Origin of the sequence: Kitasatospora sp. NPDC057904 (assembly GCF_042887925.1) — a bacterium.
In the GTDB taxonomy this organism is placed as follows: Bacteria; Actinomycetota; Actinomycetes; order Streptomycetales; family Streptomycetaceae; genus Kitasatospora.
In genome coordinates, this window is record NZ_JBHVOL010000004.1 from 215,661 (window position 1) to 239,685 (window position 24,025).

The following is a 24,025-nucleotide window of genomic DNA, read 5'->3' on the forward strand; positions in this document are numbered from 1 at the left end:
CCGGTCACCCGGCCACCGCCCCGGCCAGGCGCCGGGCGAGCTCGGCGTCCAGCACCTCGACGTCCTCGGGGCTCGGGTCGTAGCCGTTCCACGCCTTGAGGGCCGCGCGGGCCCGCTCGGCGTGCTCGGTCCTGTCCGTCGGAGGGGGCACCACCCCGGCGAGGCGAACGAGGTAGGCGCGGAGCGGTAGTTGCTCGGCGGCCGCCAGCGCGGCGAGCCGGTCGCGGGCCTCGACCGGAATCCTGATCTCGGCGTCGGTCATGATGTGCTCCCTTCCGTCGTAGCCCAGGAACACGGCCACACGCCGCCTTGTGCCCGGACCGGGCGAACCACACCCGATCGGGTGACGGCAACCAGGGGTCGGCGGCGGGCGTCCCCCCGTGGCGGGGGTGGGTCATGGCGGATCGGCGGGCGGTGGCCGTGGTCGTCGGGGTGCTGCTGCTCTGGTTGTCGGGGTGGCTGGTCGGCGGGCCGGTGCGGCAGTTCGAGCGGGCGGCCGGGCTGGTGGGGGTGTCGGGGGAGTTCACGGCCGCCACGTGCGTGATCTCCGCCTACGAGGACGGGCCGCCGCCCGCGGACTGCCGGGGCGTGTTCCGGCCGGACGGCGGCGGTGCGGCGAACGAGCGGGCGCGGATCTGGTCCGGGGCCTCGGTGGGGCAGGGCGTGCGGGCGGTGTGCGAGGGCGACGAGTGCCACGTCGTCTCGGCGGCCGAGGTCGCGCGGACGGTCACCTTGATCTCGCTGACGCTGCTGCCCGGCGCGGTCGGGCTGCTGGTGATGGTGGGGCTCGGGCTGGGCATGGCCGAGGGAAAGGCGATGCTCGTGCCGGGGGTGGCGGCGCTCGTCCTGGTCGTGGTGCTGACGATCGCCGGGGTGGCCTGGATCGCCCTGGCCGTCATCGGACTCTGAGGCCGCCCAGCTCCGCCAGGAAGACGGTGTCCGCGCCGTCCCGCCCGGCGGCGATGCGCGGGCCGGCGACGATCGGCGCGATCGCGCGGCACCAGGCGAGGACGCGGGCGGGGTCGGAGCCGGGTACGAGCGCGCAGAGGCCGGCGATGCGACGGTCGAGGTCCGCGCGGGACGTCACGCCGTCGAGCACCCAGTCGACGAGGTCGAAGTCCGGGTCGCCGAGCGTCGCGCGCGGGTCGATGGCGACCGGTCCGTCCGGCCCGTCGAGGACGTTGCCGGGGTGCAGGTCGCCGTGGACGAGGGCGACGGGGCCGTCCGCCGCGAGGGAGAGCGCGAAGGCGCGTGCCGACGCCGGGACGAGCCCGGGGGCACGGCGCTCGGTGAGGTCGAACAGGAAGTCCACCCGCTGCGCCAGCGACGGCAGGGCCACCCCGTCGACGGGGACGGAACGCAGCGCCGACAGCAGCTCCGCGACCTCCTCCGGCCGCCACGCCCGCTGCCGCAACGTCGTTCCCGGGGCGACGCCCGCGAGCAGCAGTGCGCCCGTCGCGTCGTCGTGCGCGAGCAGCCGGACGACGGAGGGCAGGCCCGCCCAGGCCCGCAGCGCCGCCTCCTCCTCGGCCGCGACCCGGCGGTCCGGGGTGAGCTTGAGCCACACGGTGGCGCCGGCGCCGTCCGTGCAGCGGAACACCCGGGCCGTCCCGCCCCCGCCCGCCGCGACCACGCTCAGGCCCCAACGGCCCGCGAGCCCGTCCACGAGCGCAGGCAGGGCGTCGCACCACGCCTCCGCCGACGGCCCGAAGCGGACGGCGAACCGGGCGCGGACGTCTTCCGGGACGACGGACGGGGCCATCACGGCCGCCCCACGATCAGTAGCACCTCGGCGCCGACGGGCTTGTACCCGGCGGCCTGGAACGCGCGGACGCTGGTCGCGTTGCCCGGCGCCTGCTGCGCCCACAGGACGTCGCCCTCGGGCAGCAGGTGTCGGGCGGCCGTGGCCAGGGCCCGGCCGAGGCCGCGCCCGCGGGCCTGCGGGTCGACCTCGATGGCGGCCTCCCAGCGGCCGGCGACGCCGCGGCCGAGGACGAGCACGCCGCCCTCGGCGGTGAACACGCGGACGTCCTCGCGGTACCGCAGGGCGCGGACGACGCGCGGGTGCTCCCGGTCCTCGACGGGGGCCAGCGGGAGCGGCGGCGGGCCGGGCAGGCGGGTGGCGACGGTGAGCAGGTCGATGTTGTTGACCACGCGCCCGGTGCGCGCGGCGAAGGCGGTGAGGAACGGCGGGCAGAGCGGCGCGGCGAGCGGATCGCTCGGCACGGCGGCGAGCGTCCCGTGCACCCAGGCCGGGTCCTCGTCGGTGAAGACGACCGCGTGCGCGGAGAACGACAGCACACCCGCCTCACGCTCCGACGGCTGCGGGACGACCGTCACCGCTCCGTCCGACGGCGGGAAGACCCCGCCCTCCGCGTCCGCCAGAATCTCCGCCAGCCCCCGTGTTCCCATGGCGCCGAGCCTAGCGGGCTACGTCACGTCACTTCTTCTTGGCCCGGCTCGGCTGGACCCGCGTCGGCTCGCCCTCGGCCTTGGGATGGTCGGGCGGGTACGGGAGTTCGCCGAGGCCCTCGTCGTGCAGCTGCTTGTCGTACAGCTCCAGCAGCGCCTCCAGGCGGAACGCCTCGCCCTCCATCCCGGCGTTCAGGTCGCCGAGTTCGGCGAAGCGGGCGGGGACGGTCCGCAGGTCGAAGTCTTCGGGGGCGGCGTCGTCGAGCTCGTCCCAGCGCAGCGGGGCGGAGGCGGTGGCGCGGGGGCGGGCGCGCAGGGAGTAGGCGGAGGCGATGGTGCGGTCCCGGGCCATCTGGTTGTAGTCGACGAAGATGCGCTCGCCGCGCTCCTCCTTCCACCACGCGGTGGTGACCTTCCCGGGCATGCGCTGCTCCAGCACCCGGCCGAGCGCGATCACCGCGTGCCGGCCGTCGGTGAACGTCCACTCCGGCGCCAGCGGGACGTAGACGTGCAGGCCGCGCCCGCCGGAGGACTTGGGCCAGCCGCGCAGCCCGAACTCCTCCAGGAGCGCCCGCAGTTCGTGGGCGGCGCGGACGGCGTCGTGGAAGTCGGTGCCGGGCTGCGGGTCGAGGTCGATGCGCAGCTCGTCGATGTGGTCGGTGTCGGCGCGGCGGACCGGCCACGGGTGGAAGGTGAGGCAGCCGAGGTTCGCGGCCCACAGGACGGCGGCGGGTTCGGTGGGGCAGATCTCGTCGGCGGAGCGCCCGCTGGGGAAGTTGATGCGGGCGGTGGGCAGCCACTCGGGCAGGCCCTTGGGGGCGCGCTTCTGGTAGAAGAACTCGCCCTCGACGCCCTCCGGGAAGCGCTGCAGCGTGGTCGGCCGGTCGCGCAGCCCGCGCAGCACGCCGTCGGCGACGGCCAGGTAGTACTGCGCGACGTCGAGCTTGGTGAACCCGCGTTCCGGGTAGTACACCTTGTCCGGGTTCGACAGGCGGACGGTGCGCCCGGCGACCTCCAGTTCCACGGCTGAGCCCATGCCTCTCACGCTAAGCGCGCCGCGCCCGCCGCGCGCCTTTTGGCGGCGCGCGCGAGGATCGGACCCATGGACCTGCCCGTGATGCCGCCGGTGGCGCCGATGCTCGCCAAGTCGGTGGCGAAGATCCCGCCGGGGATGCAGTACGAGGCCAAGTGGGACGGCTTCCGCACGATCGTGTTCCGCGACGGCGCCGACGTCGAGCTCGGCAGCCGCACCGGCAAGCCGCTGACCAGGTACTTCCCCGAACTGGTGGTGGCGTTGCGGCGGGAGCTGCCGGAGCGCTGCGTGGTCGACGGCGAGGTGGTCATCGCCCGGGACGGGCGGCTGCGGTTCGAGGAGCTGCTGGAGCGCATCCACCCGGCCGCGAGCCGGGTGAAGCTGCTGGCCGAGCGGACGCCCGCCTCGTTCGTCGCCTTCGACCTGCTCGCGCTCGGCGACGCGTCGCTGCTGGACGAGCCGCTGTCGGCGCGCCGGGCGGCGCTGGAGTCGGCGCTCGCCGGCGCCGCCGACCCGGTGTTCACCGCCCCCGCCTCGACCGACCGCGACCTCGCGCAGACCTGGTTCGCCGAGTACGAGGGCGCGGGGCTGGACGGCGTGGTGGCCAAGCCGCTGGACCAGCCCTACCGGCCGGGGGAGCGGACCATGTTCAAGATCAAGCACGAGCGCACCGCCGACTGCGTGGTGGCCGGCTACCGCGAGCACAAGAGCGGCCCGGTCGTCGGCTCGCTGCTGCTCGGCATCAACGACGCCGGGGGCCGGCTCCAGCACGTCGGCGTGTGCGCCGCCTTCTCGATGGCCCGGCGCCGTGAACTGGCCGAGGAGCTGGCGCCGCTGCGCCTGACGGACCTCTCCGAACACCCGTGGGGCGCCTGGGCCGACGAGGCCGCGCACGCGGAGGGCAGGCTGCCGGGGGCGGTCAGCCGGTGGACCGGCACCAAGGACCTCTCGTGGGTGGCGCTGCGCCCGGAGCGGGTGGTCGAGGTCGCGTACGACCACATGGAGGGCACGCGCTTCCGGCACACCGCCCAGTTCCGCCGCTGGCGGCCGGACCGCACGCCGAAGAGCTGTACGTACGACCAGCTGGACGAGCCGGTGTCGTACGACCTGGCCCGGGTGCTGGGCATGTGACGGAGCGTCCAGGAGGAGGCCCGACCCCGGAAGGGTTGGGCCTCCTCCCTTGATGCGCTCAAGCCCGCACGGTGGAGGGCGAGTTGCCCGCCGGGATCAACGGCGAGATCCCGGTGGACGCCGAACTCGACGCGGAGCCCGAGGCCGAACCCGAAGGCGACCCCGAAGCCGAGCCGGAGGCCGAGGCCGACCCCGATGCCGGTGCCGACGGCGCGGCCGTCGCCGGCGGGATCGAGTAGACGTACTTCGGCGAGAGGATCTTGGTGATCTCGTTCGCGAACAGCGAGGACGGCTCCGAACCCTGGTACAGCACATCGGTGTTGAGCTGCAGCGCCAGCGTGCTCTGCGCCTGCGGCAGGTACACCGCGACGCTCTCGTAGCCCGGCATCGAGCCGTTGTGCCCGATCCACCCGTTGTTGTTGAACAGCCCGAAGCCGTAGCCGACGCCGGGGTCGGGGGTCGGCAGGGTCTTGAGGCGCTCGACCTGGGTGGCAGGCTTCACGAGGGCGCCGGTGGCCATGGTCTTGGCCCAGCTCTCCAGGTCGGCCACGGTGCTGATGATCGCGCCGGCCGTCCAGGCCCAGGACGGGTCCCAGTTCGTGGCGTCCGCGATCGCCCCGGTCGGCGTCTGCTCGGTGTAGCCGTGGGCGTACGGCGAGGGCATGGTCCGGTCGGTGGCGAAGCTGGTCTGGCCCAGCGTGGCCGGCGTGATGACCTGGTCCGTGATGTACTGCCCGGCCGGCTGCCCGCCGAGTTTCTCGACCAGTTTGCCCAGGATGATGTAGTTGCTGTTGTTGTACTGGAACTGCGTGCCGGGCGGGGAGACGGCCGGGTGCTTGTATCCGTAGGCGAGCAGCTGGTCCGGGGTGAACACGTGGTTCGGGTCGTTGATCAGGGTGTTCACGAAGTCCGGGTCGGAGCTGTACGGGAACAGCCCGCTGCGCATCTCGCCGAGCTCGCGCACGGTGATCCCGTCGCCGCCGGGGACGCCGTCCACGTACTTGGAGATCGGGTCGTCCAGGCCCACCTTGCCCTGGTCGACCAGGCGCAGCACGGCGGTCGCCGTGAAGGTCTTGGTCTCGCTGCCGATCCGCAGGTGGAGCGAGGGGTCCATGGCCGTTCCGGCGGTCTTGTCGGCGACGCCGAAGGACTTCAGGTACGTCCCGCCGGGGGTGATGATCCCGACGTTGATGCCGGGGACACCGGTCTGGGTCAGGACCCGCTGGACCGCCGCGTCGAGCTTGGCGGTGACGTCCGGGGTGAGCGCCACGACGCCGTTCGGGGACGTGCTGCCCGACGGGGAGGCGTAGGACGGGCTGAGCGCGGCCGGTTCGGCGGTGATCACCGGCTCGGCGGCCTGCTTCCCGGACGACGAGCCGGAGCAGGCCGCGGCGGAGAGCAGGCCGGTCAGCGCCAGTGCGGCGGCGCCCGCCCGGCGGACCGGGCTGGGCGTGGCGGTGCACCGGGGGACGGCTATGGACCGGGGAACGGCCGGGCGCGGCCGTCGGGTCTTGGTCATGGATCGAGGCGCCTCTCTGGGGCGAATCTCTGGGGCGGAGGGCCCCGGAGCCGCTGCTCCACGGGGCCGCACGGGAGCAGCGCCACCGTAAGCACCGCTGCCGACCGGCCGCGCGCGGGCCGACTTCCGGCTGATCCGAACGGGCCCGCCGTCAGCCGAGTGCCCCAATCCGGCTGGCGGCGCGCTGTCAAGTACCCCGTCCGGCCACCCGGTTGGTGTCGCCGTGGCGGCCGCACGCTCCGCCGAACGGGTGGCCGACGGCACGCCGCACCCGCGCCGGGGCCCAGCTCGGGCACGATCGTTTAGCCCAGCTGTGGCCGCCCTTAAGAATTCCTCGATGGACCGCACCCCTCCCCACCAGGCAGATTTCTGCCTGCCCGGAGGTGCGGTCGCCAGGAGCGGCCGCTGCGGGCCGCCTCGGCCTGCCCACGTCCGCAGGCGCCCATTCGCACGTCAGGAGCCGAAGCCCGTGAAGGCACTCGTCAAGCACAAGAGCGAGCCCGGACTCTGGCTGATGGACGTCCCGAAGCCCGAGATCGGCCCCGGCGAGGTGCTGATCAAGGTCCTGCGGACCGGCATCTGCGGCACGGACCTGCACATCCGCAAGTGGGACGGCTGGGCGCAGCAGACCATCAAGACCCCGATGGTGATCGGCCACGAGTTCGTCGGCGAGGTCGCCGAGATCGGCGCCGGCGTCGCGGACATCGCGGTCGGCGACCTGGTCAGCGGCGAGGGCCACCTGGTCTGCGGCAAGTGCCGCAACTGCCTGGCCGGCCGCCGCCACCTGTGCCGCAACACGATCGGCCTGGGCGTCAACCGCGACGGCGCGTTCGCCGAGTACGTCGCCCTGCCGGCCTCCAACGTCTGGGTGCACCGGGTGCCGGTCGACCTCGACGTGGCCGCGATCTTCGACCCGTTCGGCAACGCCGTGCACACCGCGCTGTCCTTCCCGCTGGTCGGCGAGGACGTGCTGGTCACCGGCGCCGGCCCGATCGGGATCATGGCCGCCGCCGTCGCCAAGCACGCCGGCGCGCGCAACGTGATGATCACCGACGTCTCCCCGTACCGCCTCGACCTGGCCCGCGAGGTCGGCGTGACGCTGGCGCTCAACGTCGCCGAGCACACCATCGAGGAGGGCCAGCAGAAGCTCGGCCTGCGCGAGGGCTTCGACGTCGGCCTGGAGATGTCCGGCCGCCCCGAGGCGATGCAGTCGATGATCGCCAACATGACCCACGGCGGGAAGATCGCCATGCTCGGCCTGCCCGCCGACGACTTCCCGGTCGACTGGGCCCGCGTCGTCACCTCGATGATCACCATCAAGGGCATCTACGGCCGCGAGATGTTCGAGACCTGGTACGCGATGTCCGTGCTGCTGGAGGGCGGCCTGGACCTCAGCCCGGTGATCACCGGCCGCTACGCCGCCGACGACTTCGAGGCCGCCTTCGACGACGCGGCCGGCGGGAACTGCGGCAAGATCATCCTCGACTGGACCGCCTGAGCCCGCCTGAGCCCGCCTGAGCCCGCCGGAGCGCGTCAGCCCCGCCGGACCGCCTGAGCACCGCCCCGCTCCGCCCGAGCACCGCCCGCCCGAGCACCGCCCGCCCGAGCACCCGCCCCGCCGAATCGACTAGGAGACCGTTCGTGTTCGACAACGTGCGCGCCGACATCGCCGCCACCCTCGACGAGATCCGCGAGGCCGGCCTGTTCAAGCCGGAGCGGGTGATCGGCTCTCCGCAGAGCGCCGCCGTCACCGTCACCGGCGGCGGCCGCCCCGGCGAGGTGCTCAACTTCTGCGCCAACAACTACCTCGGCCTGGCCGACCACCCCGAGGTGCTGGCCGCCGCCAAGGACGCGCTGGACCGCTGGGGCTACGGCGTGGCCTCGGTGCGCTTCATCTGCGGCACGCAGGACGTCCACAAGGAGCTGGAGGACCGCCTCTCGGCGTTCCTCGGCCAGGAGGACACCATCCTGTACTCCTCCTGCTTCGACGCCAACGGCGGCGTCTTCGAGACCCTCCTCGACGCCAACGACGCCGTCATCTCCGACGCGCTCAACCACGCGAGCATCATCGACGGCATCCGGCTCAGCAAGGCCCGCCGCCACCGCTACGCCAACCGCGACATGGCCGACCTGGAGCAGCAGCTCAAGGAGACCCAGGACGCCCGCCGCCGCCTGATCGTCACCGACGGCGTCTTCTCGATGGACGGCTACGTCGCCCCGCTGCGCGAGATCTGCGACCTCGCCGACCGCTACGACGCGATGGTCATGGTCGACGACTCGCACGCCGTCGGCTTCGTCGGCGCCGGCGGCCGCGGCACCCCCGAGCTGCACGGCGTGATGGACCGCGTGGACATCATCACCGGCACCCTCGGCAAGGCCCTCGGCGGCGCCTCCGGCGGCTACGTCGCCGCCCGCCGCGAGATCGTCGCCCTGCTGCGCCAGCGCTCGCGCCCGTACCTGTTCTCCAACTCGCTCGCCCCGGTGATCGCGGCCGCCTCGCTGAAGGTGCTCGACCTGGTCGAGAACTCGAACGAGCTGCGCGAGCGGCTCGCGGCCAACACGGCGCTGTTCCGCACGAAGATGACCGAGGCCGGGTTCGAGATCCTGCCCGGCGACCACGCGATCGCCCCGGTGATGATCGGCGACGCGGCGAAGGCGGGCCGGCTCGCCGAGCTCCTGCTGGAGCGCGGTGTGTACGTGATCGGCTTCTCCTATCCGGTCGTGCCGCACGGCCAGGCCCGCATCCGGGTGCAGCTGTCGGCCGCGCACTCCACCGAGGACGTCGAGCGCGCCGTGGCGGCCTTCGTCGACGCGCGCGCCGCGCTCGGGGAGTAGCCCCGCCGGGGCCCGGCCCCCATGAACCGCCCGTGGCCGGTCCGCTCGGAACCGGACCGGCCACGGGCTCCAAGTACCAACTGCCCCACCCTCCCGCCCGGGAGGGGGAAGCCGTCCCCCCGCGGCTTCCCCCTCCCGTTCGCGGTTCCGGCGCCCGGTCCCCGCCGGTGCGGCGGCGGCCGCGAGCACCGCCGCGGTCGGCGTGAAGATCGGCACAAGGACGGCCAACGCCCTTTCCGCACGGCGGAATCCGGGCCGCCGCCGGTCGGCGCCCGGCCGGCCCGGCCGGGATCACCCCGGCGCGCTGGCAGAATTGGGGTGTGATCGACGCACGACGGCTGCGGACCCTCCGGGCCGTGGCGGACCACCGCACCGTGACCGCGGCCGCGGCCGCCCTCTACCTGACCCCTTCCGCGGTCTCCCAGCAGCTGGCCGCCCTGGAGCAGGAGACCGGCCACCACCTGCTCGCCCGCGAGGGCCGGGGCGTGCGCCTCACCGCCGCCGGGGAGATCCTGCTCGGCCACGCCGACGCCGTCCTCGCCCAGCTCGAACGGGCCGAGGCCGACCTCGCCGCGTACAGTGCGGGCGTCGCGGGGGAGGTCACCGTCGCCTCCTTCGCGACCGGCATCGCCCTCGTCCTCGCCCCCGCCATCGGCCTGCTCGCCGCGCGCGCCCCCGGCGTGCGGCTCAAGGTGCTGGACGCCGAGGGCGACGCCAGCCTCCCGATGGTCCTCGACGGGCGCGCGGACCTGGCCGTGGCCGTCGAGTACCGCGGTGCCCCGCGCGCCGACGACGCCCGACTCACCCGCGTGCCGCTGTACGCCGAGCCGTTCGAGGCCGTCCTGCCGCTCGGCCACCCGCTGGCCGCCGGCACCGGCCCGATCGCCGTCGCCGACCTCGCCGCCGAGCCCTGGATCGGGCCCTACCCCGGCAACCCCTGCCACGACGTCGTCCTGCTGGCCTGCGAGCACGCCGGCTTCCAGCCCCGCCTCGTCCACTCCTCGGACGACTTCCGGGCCGTCGTCGCCCTCGCCTCCGCCGGCGCGGGCGTGGCCCTGGTGCCGCGCTCGGCCCTGCGCGGCGTCGACCTCGGGCAGGTGGCCGTCCGCCCGGTGGACAGCGAGCTCGCCACCCGCCGCGTCTTCGCCGCGGTCCGCGCGGGCGCGGACGGGCACCCGCTGATCCGCCCGGTGCTGGACGCCCTGGCCGAGGCGGCCACGACGACCGCCTGAGGTCGTACCGAACTGCCGGGCCCGGGAGAACGAGCCGATCGGCACCGTCCCGTCGGCCCCGTTGCGGGACCTGGCAGCGGACTCCGGCACGAGTCCCGACTTCCGGCGCAGGCAAGGCCTCTACGGCGCGAGTGGAGCTCGCCGGGCATTCACCTGAGTACATGGCCCGGACACGGGCCCCACCCATTTGGGCGGCGCGTGCGGCGGGTCAACCCGCCCGGGACATCCGGTGTCGTGAAGATCGCTTCAGGAGGTGGCCCCCGTCGTGATCGTCATCATCGTGGTCCTCGCCGCCGCGCTGTCGGCGTCGGTTGCTGCGAACCGGTACCTGCGCCCAAGGATGGTCACCGAGGCCGACCAGGGGATGAAGGTCCAGGAACTGATCGGCCCCATGCAGACCCTGACCATCCTGCTGCTGGCCTTCGTCCTGGTCACCGCCTCCGCTTCGTACGCTCAGGCCGGCGACGCGGCCCGCCGCGAAGCCCACGAGCTGGCCCACCTGGCCGCCATGGCCACGTACGCCCCCGAGCCCCAGCAGAGCCAGCTGCTCCAGGACGTGGTCTGTTACGCCCGTACCGTACGGACGGCCGAGTGGCCCGCCATGGCCGCCGTGCGCAGCTCGGACGCCTCGGACCAGTGGAGCTACGCATTTCGCGGAGTGTTCCGGACACTGCGCACCGAGCAGGCGTTCGGGATGCTCGTCGCAGCCGACGACCAGCGCTCCCTCGCGCGAGAGGAACGGGTGGCGCAGGCCAGCCCCAGCATCCCGGCTCCGATCTTCTGGTTCCTGCTGACCGTGCTCGCGATGACGGTGATCGCCCTGGGCATCGCCGTGCCACACCGGGACAACCGCGGGCAGCTCGCGGCGCTCGTCGCCATCACCGTCCTGCTGGGCAGCGCGCTCGTCATCATCCAGAACGTCGACCGGCCCTTCGACCAGCTCATCAACGTCCCGCCCACGGCCATCCACACCGTCGAGACCCAGGTTCTGCACGACCTCCAAGCAGCCCACCCCGGGGCCGTGCTCCCGTGCGGTGCCGACGGAAACAGGAGCTGACGTACTGGCCAGGCGTGTCGTCGCATCGGGAGGGATCCGGCCGTGCCCGCTCCCGCCAGGCCGGGGTTGGATCGGCGCTGCGAGCCTGATGCAGGTGGTGTCACAGAATCCACTAACTCGCTCTCTGGCTCTCTGGCTCTCTGGCTCTCTGGCTTTCTGGCCGCGCGGTCTTCTTGTCGACGATTCCCCGCCGAGTCCGGACGCCCGCAGGAAGTGAGGACTCATCGGCGGTGTCTGCCCCGGCGTGCCGGAGCCGGGTAGGGGATGCGCAGCCTGCGGGCCAGCGGGGCGACCACGGAGTCGGCCCCGAGCGGGCGGGCCAGCACCAGCACCGAGGCGAGGACGGCCGCCGAGCCGAAGCCAAGTGACGTCATGGCGGCGATCGCCCCGCCGTCCAGCAGGTCGTCGGACCATCCGGCCAGGCAGTACCCGGCCAGCGCGCCGGGCGCGCCGGCGATCACCAGCGTCAGGTGGAGGCGGACGATCCCGCCGTCGTCCAGCCCGCTACGGGCCGGCGTGTATTGGGTGCCTGCCGGCGGAGGGCTGGTCCGGAGCGCCTCGGCCTCCCGGCGGAGTCGGCGGTCCAGCGCCCGGCTGGTGAGGGCGGCACCGATCAGTACGGCGAGGGTGTGCGCCACCGCCATGCCGACGATGATCCAGCGGCTCGGCAGCACCAGGAAGGCGACGGCGGAGAGCAGCACGTTGCTCCCCGCGGTCACTGCGGTGAGCCAGAAGGGCGTGCGGGCGTCGCCCATCGCGTAGAAGCCGCGGGCCAGCGTGTACTGGGCGCAGAAGGCCGGCAGGCCGAGCGCGAAGGCCGCCAGGGTCTGGGCGATCACTTCGGTGTCGGCGGTCGAGACGCCGCCGTGACCGTAGGCGAGGTCGGTGATCGGGCCCGCGAGGGCAAGGAGGCCCAGGGTGGCCGGCACGATGATCCCGGCCGTCGTCCGCAGGGTCCGGGCGAGTTCCCGGCCGACCTCGGTGAACCGGCCCGCCGTCGCCGAGCGGGACATGCCCGGCAGGATCGCCGTCACCAGGGAGACCGAGACGATGCCCTGGGGGACGTTGAAGAGCAGGTAGGCGTTGTTGTAGGCGCTGTAGCCCAGGCCGGCGGTCAGTCCGTCCCCGTGGGCCTTGGACAGCGCGCCGGTGGCCAGGTTCGTGATGGCCAGGAAGGACAGCTGAGTGACCACAACCAGCAGAAGGGCCCACCCGGCCGCCCGCAACGGGCCGGCGAGGTCGGCGCCGCGCCAGTCGAATCGCGGGCGGTAGCGGAAGCCGGAGGCGCGCAGCGAGGGCAGCAGCGCGAGCGCCTGCACCAGGACGCCGAAGGCGCTGCCCAGGCCCAGCAGAGCGGCTCCGCCGCCGGAGACGTCCTCCGCCGAACCCGCGTAGTCGTACAGCACCAGGTAGAGGGCGAAGACGGCGATGACGACGGCGTTGTTGAGCACCGGGGCCCACATCATCGCCCCGAAGCGGTCGCGGGAGTTGAGCACCTGCCCCAGCAACCCGAACAGCCCGTGGAACAGGATCGCCGGGAGGCAGTACCTGGCCAGCGCGAGGGTGAGTTCGCGCTGCGCCGTGTCGTGCGGACCGTAACCGGTGTACGCGTCCACGATCGTCGGCGCACAGGTGAAGGCGAGCGCGGTGATCACGAGCAGCGCCGTCCCACAGGCCGTCAGCAGCCGGTTGGTGTACGCCGCGCCGTGGTCGTCGTGCTGCTGGGCGGCCCGGACCAGCTCCGGGACGAAGACCGAGTTGAGGACGCCGCCGATCAGCATGATGAAGATCGTGTTCGGCAGCATGGTCGCCACGGCGTAGCCGTCCCCGACCGCGGCGGTGCCGAGGGCGGCGGCGATCACCGCGGCCCGGACGAAACCGAGCGCGCGCGAGGTGAGCGAGCCGAGCGCCATGATCAGGCTGCCGCTGGAGGTCCGACCGGCCCTGGCGGTGGCAGACGCTTCGTTGACGGTTGGACCGGTGGCCGGCGTGACGCCGGGTGCCGGGATGGAGATGCTGGGAGGCACCGGGGCCGACGGAAGCCCACCGGAGGGGGTGGCCGTCGGGATGTCGTACGGGCCGGTCGGCTCGCAGGTGCTGGGTATGGTCATGTGGTTCTCTGTCTCTCGGTGCCCGGGGCGCTTCGGTCGGATGCTGCTCAGCCCGTCTTCGCGGCGATCGTCCGGGTCAGCCAGGTGAACGCGGACGGGACCAGCCGCGTCCACGTGGAGGTGAGATGCGGCCCGTCGACCTCCACCGGGGTGACGGAGGTCGGTGCCTTGGCCGCCTTCTGCAGGGCCAGCGCGTCCTCGTAGCCGTCGCCCTTCTGGCCCGTCAGGTAGAGGGCGACATTCGGCGGTGTCTGCGCGTGGGTCAGCGCGTACAGCGGGTTGGAGATCTCCCGCAGGTGCGGGTCCTTCGCGGTGAGCGAGTCCCGCTGACCGTTCGGGTCGTTGTAGCCGGACATGCCGATACCGGCGTGGTAGCGGTTCGGATGCGCCAGGGCGAGGCGCGCGGCGCAGTGTGCGCCTGCCGAGTAGCCGGCCACGGCCCAGTTCTCGGGGCCGGGCTCGGCGCGGAAGTTGTCGAGGATCATCTGCGGGACGTCGCGCGCCAGCCAGGTCTCGGCGTTGACCTTGCCGTCCACGCCGGAGATCCGGTCCTTCACGTCGGTCGTCCTCACGTCCTTCGGCACCGCGTTGTCGTCGACCGGCCCGAACTGCTGGATGACCTTGGGCTGTTCCGGAGCGCCGGGCCCGACCTTGTTGGGCACCGCTTCCTCGACTGGTGGCACGGGAACGGCCCGTACGTGGCTGTCGGTACCGAGCAGGTCTCCCCAACTGCCGTAGAGCTGGTTGCTGTTGTTGACGACGACGAACACCAGCGTGATGGCGGTCGCTTGGGTGAAGAGGACCATGGCGAGGCGACTTGCGAAGCGGAGTGGCTGCGGACCGCCCACCCGGTTCCAAAGGGACATCAGGAGGCCCACGGAAAGGGGGACGAAGACGATCGAGAGAAAGAGAAAGAGTGAGCCAGTCAGTTTCATGTGGGTGAGGTTCGGAGGGATGACTCTGCTTGAGTCCTGACGCCAAGGCGGTCGCTCGGCTCGCCGTGTGTTCAGGGGGAGAATATGAGCCGACATGACGACTTTCGTTGACTCGTCGGCCGCCGAAATATGGCGAACCGGCTGGCGCGGTCCGCGGATCTCAGGTAGGCCTGCGGGTCCTACGATGATCGCGACAGCGGAGGCCTCCGGCGCACTGCCGCCATCGCAGCCACCGGGGCGGCCGTAGCCACCGGCGGTGACGTGTGCCGGCGGTCTTGGCGTTGTCGCAGGCGGTGAGGAGGAGGACGGGGCCTCCGATCAGGCCCCTGAGTACACCGCGTCGGCTCAAGCGGCCCTGGGTCGGCCCGCCCTGACCGTCTCGGGCCGTCACGTCGTGTTCTCGCTGCCGGTCGTTCCTGGTGTCGCCGCGTCTCGGTCCTGTTTGCTGACCGGGGCCCCGATCAGGCGAGCGTCGTGTCGGCTCACCTCTCCTTCGTCGAGTAGCTCTTGGGAGACGTAGGTGCCCTGCGTCCCCGGCCTGATCTCGACCAGGTGCTCATCGGCGAGCAGTTCGAGGGCCTTGCCGATTGTGTCGGTCCCGACTTTGTAGGCGGCCGCGAGCGGCTTGCGTCCCGGCATCCGTCCGCTGAAGCGGCCCTCCCGGATGCGCTCGCGCAGATCCGCCGCCACACCGACCCACACGGGGCACGCGGAGTCGTCCGGGCACAGCCGGAGTGGTGGGCGTAGCCGGGTGGTGGCGGCCCGCCGGACGAACTGTGCTGTGGATAGCGGGATTCGGTACCAGTGCGCGATCTTCCATGCGGGAGGTAGCTGGTCCGGCGGCAGGCCCGCGGGAAGTCCTCTGACCAGGTGGGTGGCGAGCGTCTTGTAGTGCGGCCGGCTTCTCGCCTCGGCCGGCGTGGGTTCCTGCGGATTCGTCTTCATGTGGATCATCCGGAAGGCTTGTCGCGGTGGGATTCATGGCCTGGGGGCATCGGGCACTGTTCGTCCTCAAGGCCCTGGCTCGGGTGGCTGGTCGGTCGCGGGCCGCTGTGCCGTCGGGAGTGGCGGGGTGGCCTCGAACGGTCCGGGGACGGGGAAGTAGTCCTGGAGAAAGGCTGTGATGGCCCGGTCCTGCTCGGCGTGGTCGAGGTGGTCGAGGTGGTCGAGAGCCCCGTCGTTGAGGCAGAAGGTGTCTGTCGCGCGGTCGTGGAGGAGCGCGGGGAGCCGGTCGAGTTGGGCCTGCCGGCCGATGTCGGTGTCGTGGTGCCCGAGCCGGCCCCACGCGACGTGGCCGGTGAGGTAGCCGCGGGCGACGGCCAGGGTGATCGGGGCGATGTCGGTGGGCGAGCGGAACACGGAGCGAGCCGTGTCGGCGAGTTCGGCGGCGAAGTCCTCGGCGCTCTCGGTGAGCAGCGTGCGGGTCAGCGGGTACGGCGTGTGGCGGAGCGTGTTGGTGGTGTCCCGGCCGAACCTGCGGTGTACGAGGGCGCGGGTGTTCTTCTGTGCGGCGACGTACTCGTCGTCGGAGGCGGTGACCGGCCCGGGCGGGATCACTCGGGAGTCGAGGTTGACGAGCGGGACGCCGTTGCCCTGGAAGAACTGCTCGGGGCGCAGTGGTCGTCCGAGGAACATGTCGTCGTTGAAGTACAGGAAGTGCTCGGCGAGGTCGGGAACCCGGTGGAGCTGGGTCTCGATGGCGTGGGAGTTGAAGACCGGCAGCGTCGAGGGGTCGGTGAAGAGCTCCCGGTGGTGGACCACGGTGAGGTCGGGGTGCTCGGTCGTGAGCCAGTGGGGCAGCTGATCATCGGTGACCAGGTGGATGTGGCGGATCCAGGGTGTGTACATCGCGATCGATCGCAGGCAGTAGCGCAGTTCGTCGCGGTTGCGGAAACGCTCGTCGCCGGTCCCGCTGGACGGCGGGCCGGGAAGGTCCGGGAGTGCGGTGAGTGCGGCGGCGCGGCGGGCTTGCCAGACGGGGTCGCCGTCGTCGACCCAGGTGATGACCGCGTCCACCGGGAAGGTGATGTCGTTCAGGCGTGCCCGGGTGAAGGTGGCCGGCACCGGGAAGTCCCGGTCGGCGATCCGTACGGTGGAATCCGCTGCGAGGGAGGGCGTCCACCAGCCGAACGGCGGTTCGTGGATCGCGGCGATGGCGCCTTCGGAGGGTTGTGCGGAGTCCCAGAAGTCCAGATCGCAGCCGTACTCGTGGCCGTAGAAGAGGCTCCGCCCGCTCGTCACCACCGGACGGTAGAGCCGCACGCCCTTGACCCGTACGGGTTCCGGCTCCGGGGCAATGGAGTCGGTGTGGTCTGCGGTTGCGGCGGCGGGCTTGATATGGCCCTCCAACTCGGCCACCGCGTCCGGGAGTTCCTCCGCCAGGACGGTCCGATGTGTGTGGTCGTGGCCGAGGAGATCGGCGTAGACGGGAACGCCGCGGAACGCCGTGGCGCAGGCTGCCAGTACGTCGGCCCGCAGCCCTGGTGGGATCACCACCCACTGGCGGGAGCCGTGGCGGGGGATCGGCGCGAACGTGATCCCGCGTGTGCGCAGCACGTCGGTGATCTCCGTGAAACTGCGCAGGAAGGCGTCCGCGGCGAGTAGGTCGTCCCGCACCTCGGTCACCAGGCCGCGTTCCCGCACCAGGCCCGGGTGCAGGGCCAGCAGTTCTTCCTCGCGCCGGTGGCGGAGGTCCTCGGCGCTCGGAGGAACCGGCTCCGGCGTCGCCGGCACCGCACTCGGGCGTGCCCTGCGGGCCGCGGCGCGCAGGGCACGCCCGGCCGTGCGGAGGCGGAGCACCAGGCCTTCTCGCCCGAACGCATCGGCGCCGTCATGACGCCCGGCCCGACCGGACTCCGGGGGCCCGGCATCGGAGTTCCCTGTCGATGGCTCGGGCGGATCGGTCAGGTGGACGGCCTCGGCGAACGTTGCCGCGCTGCCCGGGATCGACTCCACGATCCGGATCTCCTTCTACTTCCAGGTCTGATGTGTGGCGGGCACGCCATCCCGCGTCGACCCGCAGATCCACGACATGAGGCTTCGCCCCGTCATCGAGCCGGCCGGACAGGTCACCGGCGGTCTGAGGGTTTGCGGCCCGCCGCGCTACGCGGCGTCGGTATCCCGGTCCTTGGCGGGCCGTCCGGGCGCGGCGGGGGCGACGGGCAGGCGGCGCAGGTCGCGGCTCAGCAGTGCGGCGGCGGTGGCCAGCACCACCAGCACGGCGCCGGACAGCAGCGTCGCCCGTTCACCGGCCAGATTGGCCACCGGGCCCGCCAGCATCTCGCCGACGGGCAGGGCGATGAACGACCCCAGCGCGTCATAGGAGTAGACGCGGGCGAGGCGGTCGGTGGGGATGTTCTCCTGGAGCGACACGTCCCAGGCCACTCCGAACTGCTCTAGGGCCACGCCGTTCAGGAACATCGCCACACCGAGCAACAGGGCGTGCGGTGCTTCGGCGAGCACCACCAGCGGTACCGCCTCCAGCGTCACGAGGGCCACGCCCAGGCGCAGCGCGTGCCGGGTGCGTGAGCGCGCGGCGAGGACGCCGCCCGCGACGGCGCCGATCATCTGCGCGGCCAGGACTGCGCCCCACCAGCCGCGCCCGAAGGTGTCGTCGGCGATGCCGAGCCCGAGGACCTGGATGCCGCCGGCGACGACGGCGTTCACGACGGTGAACTGGAGGACGACGGCGACCACCCAGGTGTGGGCGGTGAACTCGCGCCATCCCTCCCGCAGTTCATGCAGGGGGCGGGAGCGTTCGGCCGGCCCGTTGTCGTTCGCCGGGACCCGGACACCGTGGAAGCACACCGCGGCGAGGAACAGGCAGAGCGCGTTGGCCGCGAGTCCCCATCCGGGGCCGATCAGGGCGGCGACCACACCGCCGAGCGAGGCCCCGACGATCATGCCGATGTTGGTGGCCATGCGCATCAGGGCGTTGGCCGGCCGCAGCACGTCCGCGGGGACGGTCTGCGGGGTCAGCGCTGCCGAGGCCGGCAGCGAGAGTGCGGACAGCGCGCCGTTGGCCACGCCGAGGGCGACGAGGAGAGGTACGGAGGTCCAGCCGAGGAGGACGGTCAGTGCGATTACGGCCTGCACCAGGGCGGCCCCGGCCGCCGAGCCCTGGAGGATCACGGTCCGGGAGAACCGGTCGGCGACGACGCCGCCGAGGAGCAGCAGCGCGACGTTGGCGAGCGATCGCGCGCCCACGACGAAGCCCAGGTCGGTCGTCGATCCGGTGAGGTCGAGCACGGCGAAGCCGAGCACCACGGGCGCCATCGCGTTGGCGAAGTAGATCAGCGACCGCCCGCCGGCGAGCTGCCGGAAGTCGCGGTGTCGCAGCGGCAGGAACGTCCGACCGTCCCCCGGGGAGGGCCTCATGCGGTTGGATCCTCGGGGTCTCGGCCGGTCTCGCCGCAGCTCAGCGATATCCCGGAGCCGGGGTAGTCCACGGCGGGCGCATCGGGGTCCCGGACCACATGCCACTCGACGAGATCCGAGAGCGACACGGTGGCGGTGCCGGCCCCGGGCACGTCCCTGCCGGCGGTCACATTCGTCACTCTTCACCCCTTCGAGAACATTCAGGTGCGAACGAACCTACGAGCGGGGGTGGTTGCGCAGGTGAGTATTCAGATTCACGAAGTGCGACAAACCAGTGATGCTTAAGTGGATGCGAGAGGTGAATCCGGTTTCTGTCGCGGTCGCGTTGGGGCCGCCTGTGGCGAGACCAAGGCGACTGCAAGGCAGAAATAGGTTGTGAGTTCTCCCGATCAGCCCGGGTCCTTCGTCCCGGAGCCTCGGGTGCCGGTCTCCGCAGCATGGCTTCCACGGTCACAAATGTGCGTGCTCGCACCGGCTTTTCAGAAGCCCGCCCGTCACCGTCGCGGCCGTAGGGTGCTACGTCTTCCTGAAGGGCAACAGACGGCTCGGGCTGGCCACCGTGGCCGCCTCGGCCGCCGCACTCGCACTGATCTTCCTCTGCGTCATCCCGGCGTTCCAGCCGGACGGGAAGTACGCCTACTTCGCCGTCGCCGCCGGAGCGGGCCACACCGGGCCCCTGCACCACCTCCTCAACTCCCGGTGGCCGCCGCAGAAGCTGTCCATCCTGGCGCAGCTGCTGGGTCGCTCGTCTTCTGGACGCCGCTCTCCTGCGTCGTGCCCGCGGTGCTCGCGTTCTGGGCCGGCCAGACTCTGGCCGTCACCGAACTCAGGGCCCACGACAACCGCGACCTGGCTCTCCTGCACCTGGAACGCCCGGCCACCGGCGTCACCCCCATCGCCCTCGCCACCTCCGTCGCCATGGGCGAACCGCTCAAGGCCGTCGGCTACGGCCGCACCAAGGACGAGTGGGTGCCGGTGTCACGCGCCCAGACCTTTGTCAGCGTGGGGGACAAGGGCATCACCGCGTCCTCGCTCAACGGCGATGTCAGCGGCGCCATCTGCCGCGGCGACGCCGGCGGTCCCGTGATCAACGGCAAGGGTGAACTCGTCGGTGTCACCAGCACCTCCTCCCTGCACAACTGCATAGGCGAGCCCGCCGGCAAGAACCAGGCCGTGATCACCCGTACCGACAACGTCACGGACTGGGTCAAGGACGCGAACGCGCACACCTTCGCCTTCACCGGAAAGGCCTCCGGCAGGGCACTGGACGCCAAGAGCGACGGCAGCGTGATCATCTGGGACCACTGGGGCGGCGACAACCAGAAGTTCACCCACACCCGCGCCAAGGAACTGCGGGTCTTCGGCAGCAACTGCCTGGCCCCCGCCGGCGACACCTCCAAGCTCCCCGCTCCGATGCACGCCGTCGCCTGCACGGGTGAGAGCAACCAGAAGTGGAACCTGGACAACGCCGACAACACCATTCGCCACCAGAACACCGGCCTGTGTCTCGAAGTCAAGGGCTGGGGAACCGACAACGGCTCTCCCGCGACCCTGTACACCTGCACCGGCGGCGCCAACCAGAAGTGGACCAAGCCGTAGCAACTCGCCGGAATACGTCCGGCACCAGGGCTGTGCGGTTGTTCACGGCCCGGGCCCGTGATTCCGTCGAACGGTGAAGGCCCTCCGGCAACGACGAATTCCAGGGTGGCGGCAACACGGCGATCAACCGGCTGCGGCCGGGAATCGTAGCGAGACGCTCGGCTGGGCCTCCCAGCCGAGCGTCTCCGTGCGGACATGAGCCGGAGCGAACGTGCAGCCCTCGAGAAGCTCGTGGCGGACCGGGGCGTCGTCGACAGCTCCGCCCCTGGGCGCGCCTCGGCGAGCTCCTGTGAGGATGCGAAGGGCCGGGCCCGCAGTTGGCAGTCCGGGCTCGGCCGCCGGTGCGTAAGGTTGGGACGGCTGACGACCACCCGCACGGCTGGAGATTCGATGACTGAGACTGCTGCCCCCGACATGCCGTTCCCCGTCGGCGTGGTCGGCCTCGGCGACATCGCGCAGAAGGCCTACCTGCCCGTCCTCACGGCGCTGCCCGGCCTCGACCTGCGCCTGATGACCCGCGACTGCGCCAAGCTCGACCGCATCGGCGACACCCACCGCATCAACCCCGCCCACCGCCACACCGACCTCGGCGAGCTCATCAAGGGCGGCATCCGCGCCGCCTTCGTGCACGCGGCCACCGACCAGCACGTCCCGATCGTCGAGGAGCTGCTCACCGCCGGCGTGGACGTCTACGTCGACAAGCCCCTCGACTACACCCTCGACGGCGCCCGCCGCCTCGTCGACCTCGCCGACCGCACCGGCCGTTCGCTCATGGTCGGCTTCAACCGCCGCCACGCCCCCGGCTACGTGCAGGCGCTGGAGCGCCCGCGCGACCTGGTCGTCCTCCAGAAGAACCGCGAGGGCCTGCCCGAGGCCGCCCGGACCCTGGTGTACGACGACTTCATCCACGTCGTCGACACCCTGCGCTTCCTCGTCCCCGGCGAGGTCGAGCACGTGGACGTCCGCGCCCGTCGCGTCGACGGCCTGGTCGAGCACGTCGTCCTGACGCTCGCCGGCGACGGCTTCACGGCCCTCGGCATCATGAACCGTCGCAGCGGCTCGACCGAGGAGGTCCTCCAGGTCTCCGGCACCGACTCCAAGCGCGAGGTCCACAACCTCGCCGAGGTGATCGACCACCGCGGCCAGCCCACTACCCGCCGCCGCGGCGACTGGGTGTCGGTGGCCCGCCAGCGCGGCATCGAGCAGTGCGTCCTCACCTTCCTCGACGCCGTCCGCGGAGGGAAGACGCTCGACGCCCACGACGCCCTGCGCACCCACGAGTTGTGCGAACTGATCGTGGAGCGCATCGAAGGCCCCTGAGCGGGTACCGGTCGACGGCTTCCTCGAACGCCGCCAGTCCCTATTGCGCCGGGTGCTGTGCAGAAAGCTTCGTCCGGCTACAGGACGTCCGGTCGATTCTTCAGGACCTCCGCCCTCTGGGTCGGACGCAATGGCAGGCCTAGCGTTCATGATCATCGGCTGATGCGCCCGAACATCCGGGTTGCAGGCGGCTTATTGATTGACTCAGAGGGAGATGTCTTGCGTTCCAAGGGAATCCTTGCCACGGGAACAATCGGCGCACTGGTCAGCGGCTTGCTGCTGGCAGGGGCTTCGACCGCATCGGCGGTCGAAGCCTCGTCGGGAAGTGGTTCGACGATCATGAACGTCGGGTCCCACATGTGCATCGGCGCCAAGGGTGGCGGGTCCGAACCCGGCCGCCTCGTCCAGCAGTGGGACTGCAGCAAGAAGCCTGAGCAGAGCTGGACGTTCAAGGAGGCGGGGCAGGGGTACACGATCGAGAACGGTCACGGCCTGTGCCTCGGCATACAGGAAGGCAGCAAGAACAAGGGCGCCCCGGCGGTCCAGGCGAAGTGTGACGGCAGTAACGACCGGCACTGGAAGCTCAACTTCGTCCACGGCTCCAGCTGGCAGCTCGTCAACAGCAACTCGGGCTACTGCCTGGGCATCCGGGAGGGCAGCAAGAAGGAGGGGGCCGACGCCCTCCAGTGGGACTGCCTCGACATCCCCGATCAGCAGTGGAAGCTCCAGGTGGGCTGACAACCCCGGAGCCGATCTCCGCAGTGGTTGGACCGCTGCATGACTCTCCCTGGCGTGGTGGGCACCTGCAGGAGCCCGTCGGCGCCAGGGAGAAGGTCCGCCCGGAGAAGCAGCGAAGCAGGGACATGCTCCTCCACGCGGATCCGGTGCCGGCCTGAAGGACACTGGGCGCCGCAGCAATTCCGGGACCGCCAGGCGTCATTGACGTCTGGCGGTCCTTCGTGGTCTCAGCTCCCGTCCGTCCCGGGCCGTGGTCCGCGCTCGGCGGCGGGCAGACGCAGGACGAGCCGGGCGCCGGGCACCGTCCCCGCGGGAGCCTCGGCCGTGAGCGTGCCGTGGTGGGTGGTGGCGATGGACCGGGCGATCGCCAGGCCGAGGCCGGCTCCTCCGCAGCCCCTGGTCCTGGCCGCGTCGAGCTGCGTGAACCGTTCGAAGACCCGTTCCCGGTCGGCGGGCGGGATCCCCGGACCGTCGTCGGCGACTTCCAGCGTGATGCTGCCGTCCTCCGTCGCGACCCTGACGTGGACTGCGGCGCGCGCGTGGCGGCGGGCGTTGTCGACGAGATTGGTGAGGACGCGGACCAGGTGCGCGGGAGTGCCCCGGACCGTTGCCGGGCCGGGCGCGTCGACGAGCACGACGGGGGCGGCCGAATTCGACGGGACCGCCCCGTGGGCACGGGCCAGCTCGGCGAGGTCCACCTCGCTCTCGTGGCCCGGGCGGTGCGCGTCGAGCCGGGCGAGCAGCAGCAGGTCGTCGACGAGCCCCGCCAGTTCGTCGGTGTCCTCCAGGGCGTCCGCGACGGTCCGCGGCCAGTCGGTCCGGTCCGGGTGGGCCAGCGACAGCTCCAGGCGCGTACGCAGGGTGGCGAGGGGGCTGCGCAGTTCGTGGGAGACGTCCCCGGTGAACGTGCGCAGCCTGGCCACCGCGTGGTCGAGCCGGTCCAGCGTGGCGTTCATGGCCGTGGCCAGGCGGGCGATCTCATCGCGCCCGCCGGGTACGGGCAGGCGCCGGTGCAGGTCACCGGCCGTGATGTCGGCGACCTCGCGGCGCAGCGCCTCGACGGGCGCCAGCACACGGCCGACCGCGGTCCAGGTCAGCCAGGCGCAGAACAGCACGAGGACGAGGAGGATGGGGATCATCCACGACGACATGCTGAGCAGCGTCGCGCGCGCGGCGTCGAAGTCGACGACCGCGGCGACCTGGAAGCGGCCGTCGCCCGAGTTCACGATGGCCGTCGCGTCCGAGGGGGCGCCGGCGGACGGGGAGGCAGAGGTCGGTGACACTGCCGCGGAAGGGTGCTGCGCGACCGGTCCGGGATCCCACTGCGCGGCCGTCGTACCGGGGTCGCCGAGGCTGACGGCGCCGACGGCGCCGCCCCGGACCGTGTAGCTGCCGCTGGAGGAACTGCTCTGCGCCTCCAGCACTTCCACGGCCGAGACCGCGTTCCGCCGTGCTTCGTCCCTCGCGGCTTCCCACAGGTCGGCCCGCAGGGCAGCGAGGAACGCGGCCGAGGCCGCGACCAGCGCGAGGGTGAACGCCGCGGTGACGGCGGCAGTGGCCCGGGCGCGCAGCGTTCGCGGAGCCGACCGCCTCAACCGCGCTGACTGCTCGTTCACCGGCGGCCGATCGGCCGGGCGGCGTCGTCCCGGGGGCTGTTCACAGGAGACGGTCGTGACGGGAGGGACTGACGGAACGGGCAGCAGACGCATCCCACCAGGATGCCTGA

21 protein-coding genes are annotated in these 24,025 nt (G+C 72.1%); 9 read left to right on the forward strand and 12 right to left on the reverse strand.

The features are described 5' to 3' along the window. Nucleotides 1-4: 4 nt before the first annotated feature. Nucleotides 5-262 carry a hypothetical protein gene (locus tag ACFVSN_RS12755; RefSeq protein ID WP_387594582.1) on the reverse strand — a complete coding sequence of 86 codons (258 nt, stop codon included), beginning with the start codon at nucleotides 260-262 and terminating at the stop codon, nucleotides 5-7. 134 nt (nucleotides 263-396) lie between these two features. Here ACFVSN_RS12755 and ACFVSN_RS12760 point away from each other — a divergent pair, with 134 nt between their 5' ends. After that, nucleotides 397-909 carry a hypothetical protein gene (locus ACFVSN_RS12760; protein WP_387594580.1) on the forward strand — a complete coding sequence of 171 codons (513 nt, stop codon included), beginning with the start codon at nucleotides 397-399 and terminating at the stop codon, nucleotides 907-909. Here the strand turns inward: ACFVSN_RS12760 and ACFVSN_RS12765 are convergent. Genes ACFVSN_RS12765 through ligD form a run of 3 tightly spaced genes read right to left on the reverse strand, consistent with a single transcriptional unit; the run spans nucleotide 896 to nucleotide 3,448 of the window. After that, complete coding sequence (locus ACFVSN_RS12765; protein WP_387594578.1) at nucleotides 896-1,762, reverse strand: aminoglycoside phosphotransferase family protein; 867 nt, start codon at nucleotides 1,760-1,762, stop codon at nucleotides 896-898. The two genes, ACFVSN_RS12760 and ACFVSN_RS12765, sit on opposite strands and share 14 nt — an antisense overlap. Next, the gene (locus tag ACFVSN_RS12770; RefSeq protein WP_387594576.1) at nucleotides 1,762-2,412 is read right to left on the reverse strand and encodes a GNAT family N-acetyltransferase; all 651 of its coding nucleotides are present in this window, start codon (nucleotides 2,410-2,412) and stop codon (nucleotides 1,762-1,764) included. Before ACFVSN_RS12770 ends, ACFVSN_RS12765 begins: the two co-directional genes overlap by 1 nt. A 28-nt stretch (nucleotides 2,413-2,440) precedes the next feature. Continuing rightward, nucleotides 2,441-3,448, reverse strand: coding sequence for a non-homologous end-joining DNA ligase (ligD, locus tag ACFVSN_RS12775; protein WP_387594574.1), 1,008 nt, complete (start codon nucleotides 3,446-3,448; stop codon nucleotides 2,441-2,443). A 66-nt stretch (nucleotides 3,449-3,514) separates the two neighbouring features. Here ligD and ACFVSN_RS12780 point away from each other — a divergent pair, with 66 nt between their 5' ends. Continuing rightward, nucleotides 3,515-4,576: an ATP-dependent DNA ligase gene (locus ACFVSN_RS12780; protein ID WP_387594572.1), complete on the forward strand. Its 1,062-nt coding sequence runs from the start codon at nucleotides 3,515-3,517 to the stop codon at nucleotides 4,574-4,576. 58 nt (nucleotides 4,577-4,634) lie between these two features. Here ACFVSN_RS12780 and ACFVSN_RS12785 read toward each other — a convergent pair whose 3' ends face one another. Continuing rightward, entirely contained in the window at nucleotides 4,635-6,095 is a 1,461-nt protein-coding gene (locus ACFVSN_RS12785; RefSeq protein ID WP_387594570.1) for a serine hydrolase domain-containing protein, read from the reverse strand. A gap of 469 nt (nucleotides 6,096-6,564) precedes the next feature. On the opposite strand from ACFVSN_RS12785, the gene tdh reads away from it, so the two are divergent. The 4 genes from tdh to ACFVSN_RS12805 all read left to right on the forward strand — a co-directional run bounded on the left by tdh (nucleotide 6,565) and on the right by ACFVSN_RS12805 (nucleotide 11,219). Next, complete coding sequence (gene tdh, locus ACFVSN_RS12790; RefSeq protein ID WP_380445828.1) at nucleotides 6,565-7,593, forward strand: L-threonine 3-dehydrogenase; 1,029 nt, start codon at nucleotides 6,565-6,567, stop codon at nucleotides 7,591-7,593. Nucleotides 7,594-7,736: 143 nt separating this feature from the next. Further along, the gene (locus tag ACFVSN_RS12795) at nucleotides 7,737-8,930 is read left to right on the forward strand and encodes a glycine C-acetyltransferase (protein ID WP_387594568.1); all 1,194 of its coding nucleotides are present in this window, start codon (nucleotides 7,737-7,739) and stop codon (nucleotides 8,928-8,930) included. A gap of 320 nt (nucleotides 8,931-9,250) precedes the next feature. Beyond that, nucleotides 9,251-10,162, forward strand: a complete 912-nt coding sequence (locus ACFVSN_RS12800; RefSeq protein WP_380444857.1) for a LysR family transcriptional regulator — start codon at nucleotides 9,251-9,253, stop codon at nucleotides 10,160-10,162. A 265-nt stretch (nucleotides 10,163-10,427) separates the two neighbouring features. After that, nucleotides 10,428-11,219 (forward strand): hypothetical protein, encoded by a 792-nt coding sequence (locus tag ACFVSN_RS12805; protein WP_387594566.1) that lies wholly within the window; start codon nucleotides 10,428-10,430, stop codon nucleotides 11,217-11,219. A 221-nt stretch (nucleotides 11,220-11,440) separates the two neighbouring features. Here the strand turns inward: ACFVSN_RS12805 and murJ are convergent, their stop codons facing one another. The 5 genes from murJ to ACFVSN_RS12830 form a co-directional block, all read right to left on the reverse strand. Then, nucleotides 11,441-13,330, reverse strand: coding sequence for a murein biosynthesis integral membrane protein MurJ (murJ, locus tag ACFVSN_RS12810; RefSeq protein ID WP_387594564.1), 1,890 nt, complete (start codon nucleotides 13,328-13,330; stop codon nucleotides 11,441-11,443). Nucleotides 13,331-13,377: 47 nt separating this feature from the next. After that, nucleotides 13,378-14,136, reverse strand: coding sequence for an alpha/beta hydrolase-fold protein (locus ACFVSN_RS12815; protein WP_387594562.1), 759 nt, complete (start codon nucleotides 14,134-14,136; stop codon nucleotides 13,378-13,380). 516 nt (nucleotides 14,137-14,652) lie between these two features. Then, a complete protein-coding gene (locus ACFVSN_RS12820) occupies nucleotides 14,653-15,219 on the reverse strand; it encodes a GntR family transcriptional regulator (protein ID WP_387594560.1) in 567 nt (188 codons plus the stop codon). Nucleotides 15,220-15,276: 57 nt separating this feature from the next. Then, complete coding sequence (locus ACFVSN_RS12825) at nucleotides 15,277-17,064, reverse strand: Stealth CR1 domain-containing protein (RefSeq protein ID WP_387594558.1); 1,788 nt, start codon at nucleotides 17,062-17,064, stop codon at nucleotides 15,277-15,279. 303 nt (nucleotides 17,065-17,367) lie between these two features. Further along, nucleotides 17,368-18,642 (reverse strand): MFS transporter, encoded by a 1,275-nt coding sequence (locus ACFVSN_RS12830; RefSeq protein ID WP_387594556.1) that lies wholly within the window; start codon nucleotides 18,640-18,642, stop codon nucleotides 17,368-17,370. A 699-nt stretch (nucleotides 18,643-19,341) separates the two neighbouring features. On the opposite strand from ACFVSN_RS12830, the gene ACFVSN_RS12835 reads away from it, so the two are divergent. Continuing rightward, on the forward strand, nucleotides 19,342-20,241 hold the full coding sequence (locus ACFVSN_RS12835) for a ricin-type beta-trefoil lectin domain protein (RefSeq protein WP_387954907.1): 900 nt from the start codon (nucleotides 19,342-19,344) through the stop codon (nucleotides 20,239-20,241). A gap of 390 nt (nucleotides 20,242-20,631) precedes the next feature. After that, the gene (locus ACFVSN_RS12840) at nucleotides 20,632-21,561 is read left to right on the forward strand and encodes a Gfo/Idh/MocA family protein (RefSeq protein WP_387954909.1); all 930 of its coding nucleotides are present in this window, start codon (nucleotides 20,632-20,634) and stop codon (nucleotides 21,559-21,561) included. 152 nt (nucleotides 21,562-21,713) lie between these two features. Here ACFVSN_RS12840 and ACFVSN_RS12845 read toward each other — a convergent pair whose 3' ends face one another. Continuing rightward, nucleotides 21,714-21,902, reverse strand: a complete 189-nt coding sequence (locus tag ACFVSN_RS12845; protein ID WP_387954911.1) for a hypothetical protein — start codon at nucleotides 21,900-21,902, stop codon at nucleotides 21,714-21,716. On the opposite strand from ACFVSN_RS12845, the gene ACFVSN_RS12850 reads away from it, so the two are divergent. Further along, nucleotides 21,901-22,299: an RICIN domain-containing protein gene (locus tag ACFVSN_RS12850; RefSeq protein WP_387954913.1), complete on the forward strand. Its 399-nt coding sequence runs from the start codon at nucleotides 21,901-21,903 to the stop codon at nucleotides 22,297-22,299. The genes ACFVSN_RS12845 and ACFVSN_RS12850 overlap by 2 nt on opposite strands. A gap of 227 nt (nucleotides 22,300-22,526) precedes the next feature. Here ACFVSN_RS12850 and ACFVSN_RS12855 read toward each other — a convergent pair whose 3' ends face one another. Next, nucleotides 22,527-23,915, reverse strand: a complete 1,389-nt coding sequence (locus tag ACFVSN_RS12855) for a sensor histidine kinase (RefSeq protein WP_387954915.1) — start codon at nucleotides 23,913-23,915, stop codon at nucleotides 22,527-22,529. Between the last annotated feature and the right edge of the window lie 110 nt (nucleotides 23,916-24,025).

What these genes read in the sequence shown, in the direction of transcription:
- ACFVSN_RS12840 (WP_387954909.1), top strand. Translation starts at nt 20,632, where the DNA reads ATGACTGAGACTGCTGCCCCCGACATGCCGTTCCCCGTCGGCGTGGTC.
- ligD (WP_387594574.1), bottom strand. Translation starts at nt 3,448, where the DNA reads ATGGGCTCAGCCGTGGAACTGGAGGTCGCCGGGCGCACCGTCCGCCTG.
- ACFVSN_RS12820 (WP_387594560.1), bottom strand. Translation starts at nt 15,219, where the DNA reads ATGATCCACATGAAGACGAATCCGCAGGAACCCACGCCGGCCGAGGCG.
- ACFVSN_RS12755 (WP_387594582.1), bottom strand. Translation starts at nt 262, where the DNA reads ATGACCGACGCCGAGATCAGGATTCCGGTCGAGGCCCGCGACCGGCTC.
- ACFVSN_RS12765 (WP_387594578.1), bottom strand. Translation starts at nt 1,762, where the DNA reads ATGGCCCCGTCCGTCGTCCCGGAAGACGTCCGCGCCCGGTTCGCCGTC.
- ACFVSN_RS12845 (WP_387954911.1), bottom strand. Translation starts at nt 21,902, where the DNA reads ATGATCGTCGAACCACTTCCCGACGAGGCTTCGACCGCCGATGCGGTC.
- murJ (WP_387594564.1), bottom strand. Translation starts at nt 13,330, where the DNA reads ATGACCATACCCAGCACCTGCGAGCCGACCGGCCCGTACGACATCCCG.
- ACFVSN_RS12785 (WP_387594570.1), bottom strand. Translation starts at nt 6,095, where the DNA reads ATGACCAAGACCCGACGGCCGCGCCCGGCCGTTCCCCGGTCCATAGCC.
- ACFVSN_RS12770 (WP_387594576.1), bottom strand. Translation starts at nt 2,412, where the DNA reads ATGGGAACACGGGGGCTGGCGGAGATTCTGGCGGACGCGGAGGGCGGG.
- ACFVSN_RS12760 (WP_387594580.1), top strand. Translation starts at nt 397, where the DNA reads ATGGCGGATCGGCGGGCGGTGGCCGTGGTCGTCGGGGTGCTGCTGCTC.
- ACFVSN_RS12815 (WP_387594562.1), bottom strand. Translation starts at nt 14,136, where the DNA reads ATGGTCCTCTTCACCCAAGCGACCGCCATCACGCTGGTGTTCGTCGTC.
- ACFVSN_RS12850 (WP_387954913.1), top strand. Translation starts at nt 21,901, where the DNA reads ATGAACGTCGGGTCCCACATGTGCATCGGCGCCAAGGGTGGCGGGTCC.
- ACFVSN_RS12830 (WP_387594556.1), bottom strand. Translation starts at nt 18,642, where the DNA reads ATGAGGCCCTCCCCGGGGGACGGTCGGACGTTCCTGCCGCTGCGACAC.
- ACFVSN_RS12780 (WP_387594572.1), top strand. Translation starts at nt 3,515, where the DNA reads ATGGACCTGCCCGTGATGCCGCCGGTGGCGCCGATGCTCGCCAAGTCG.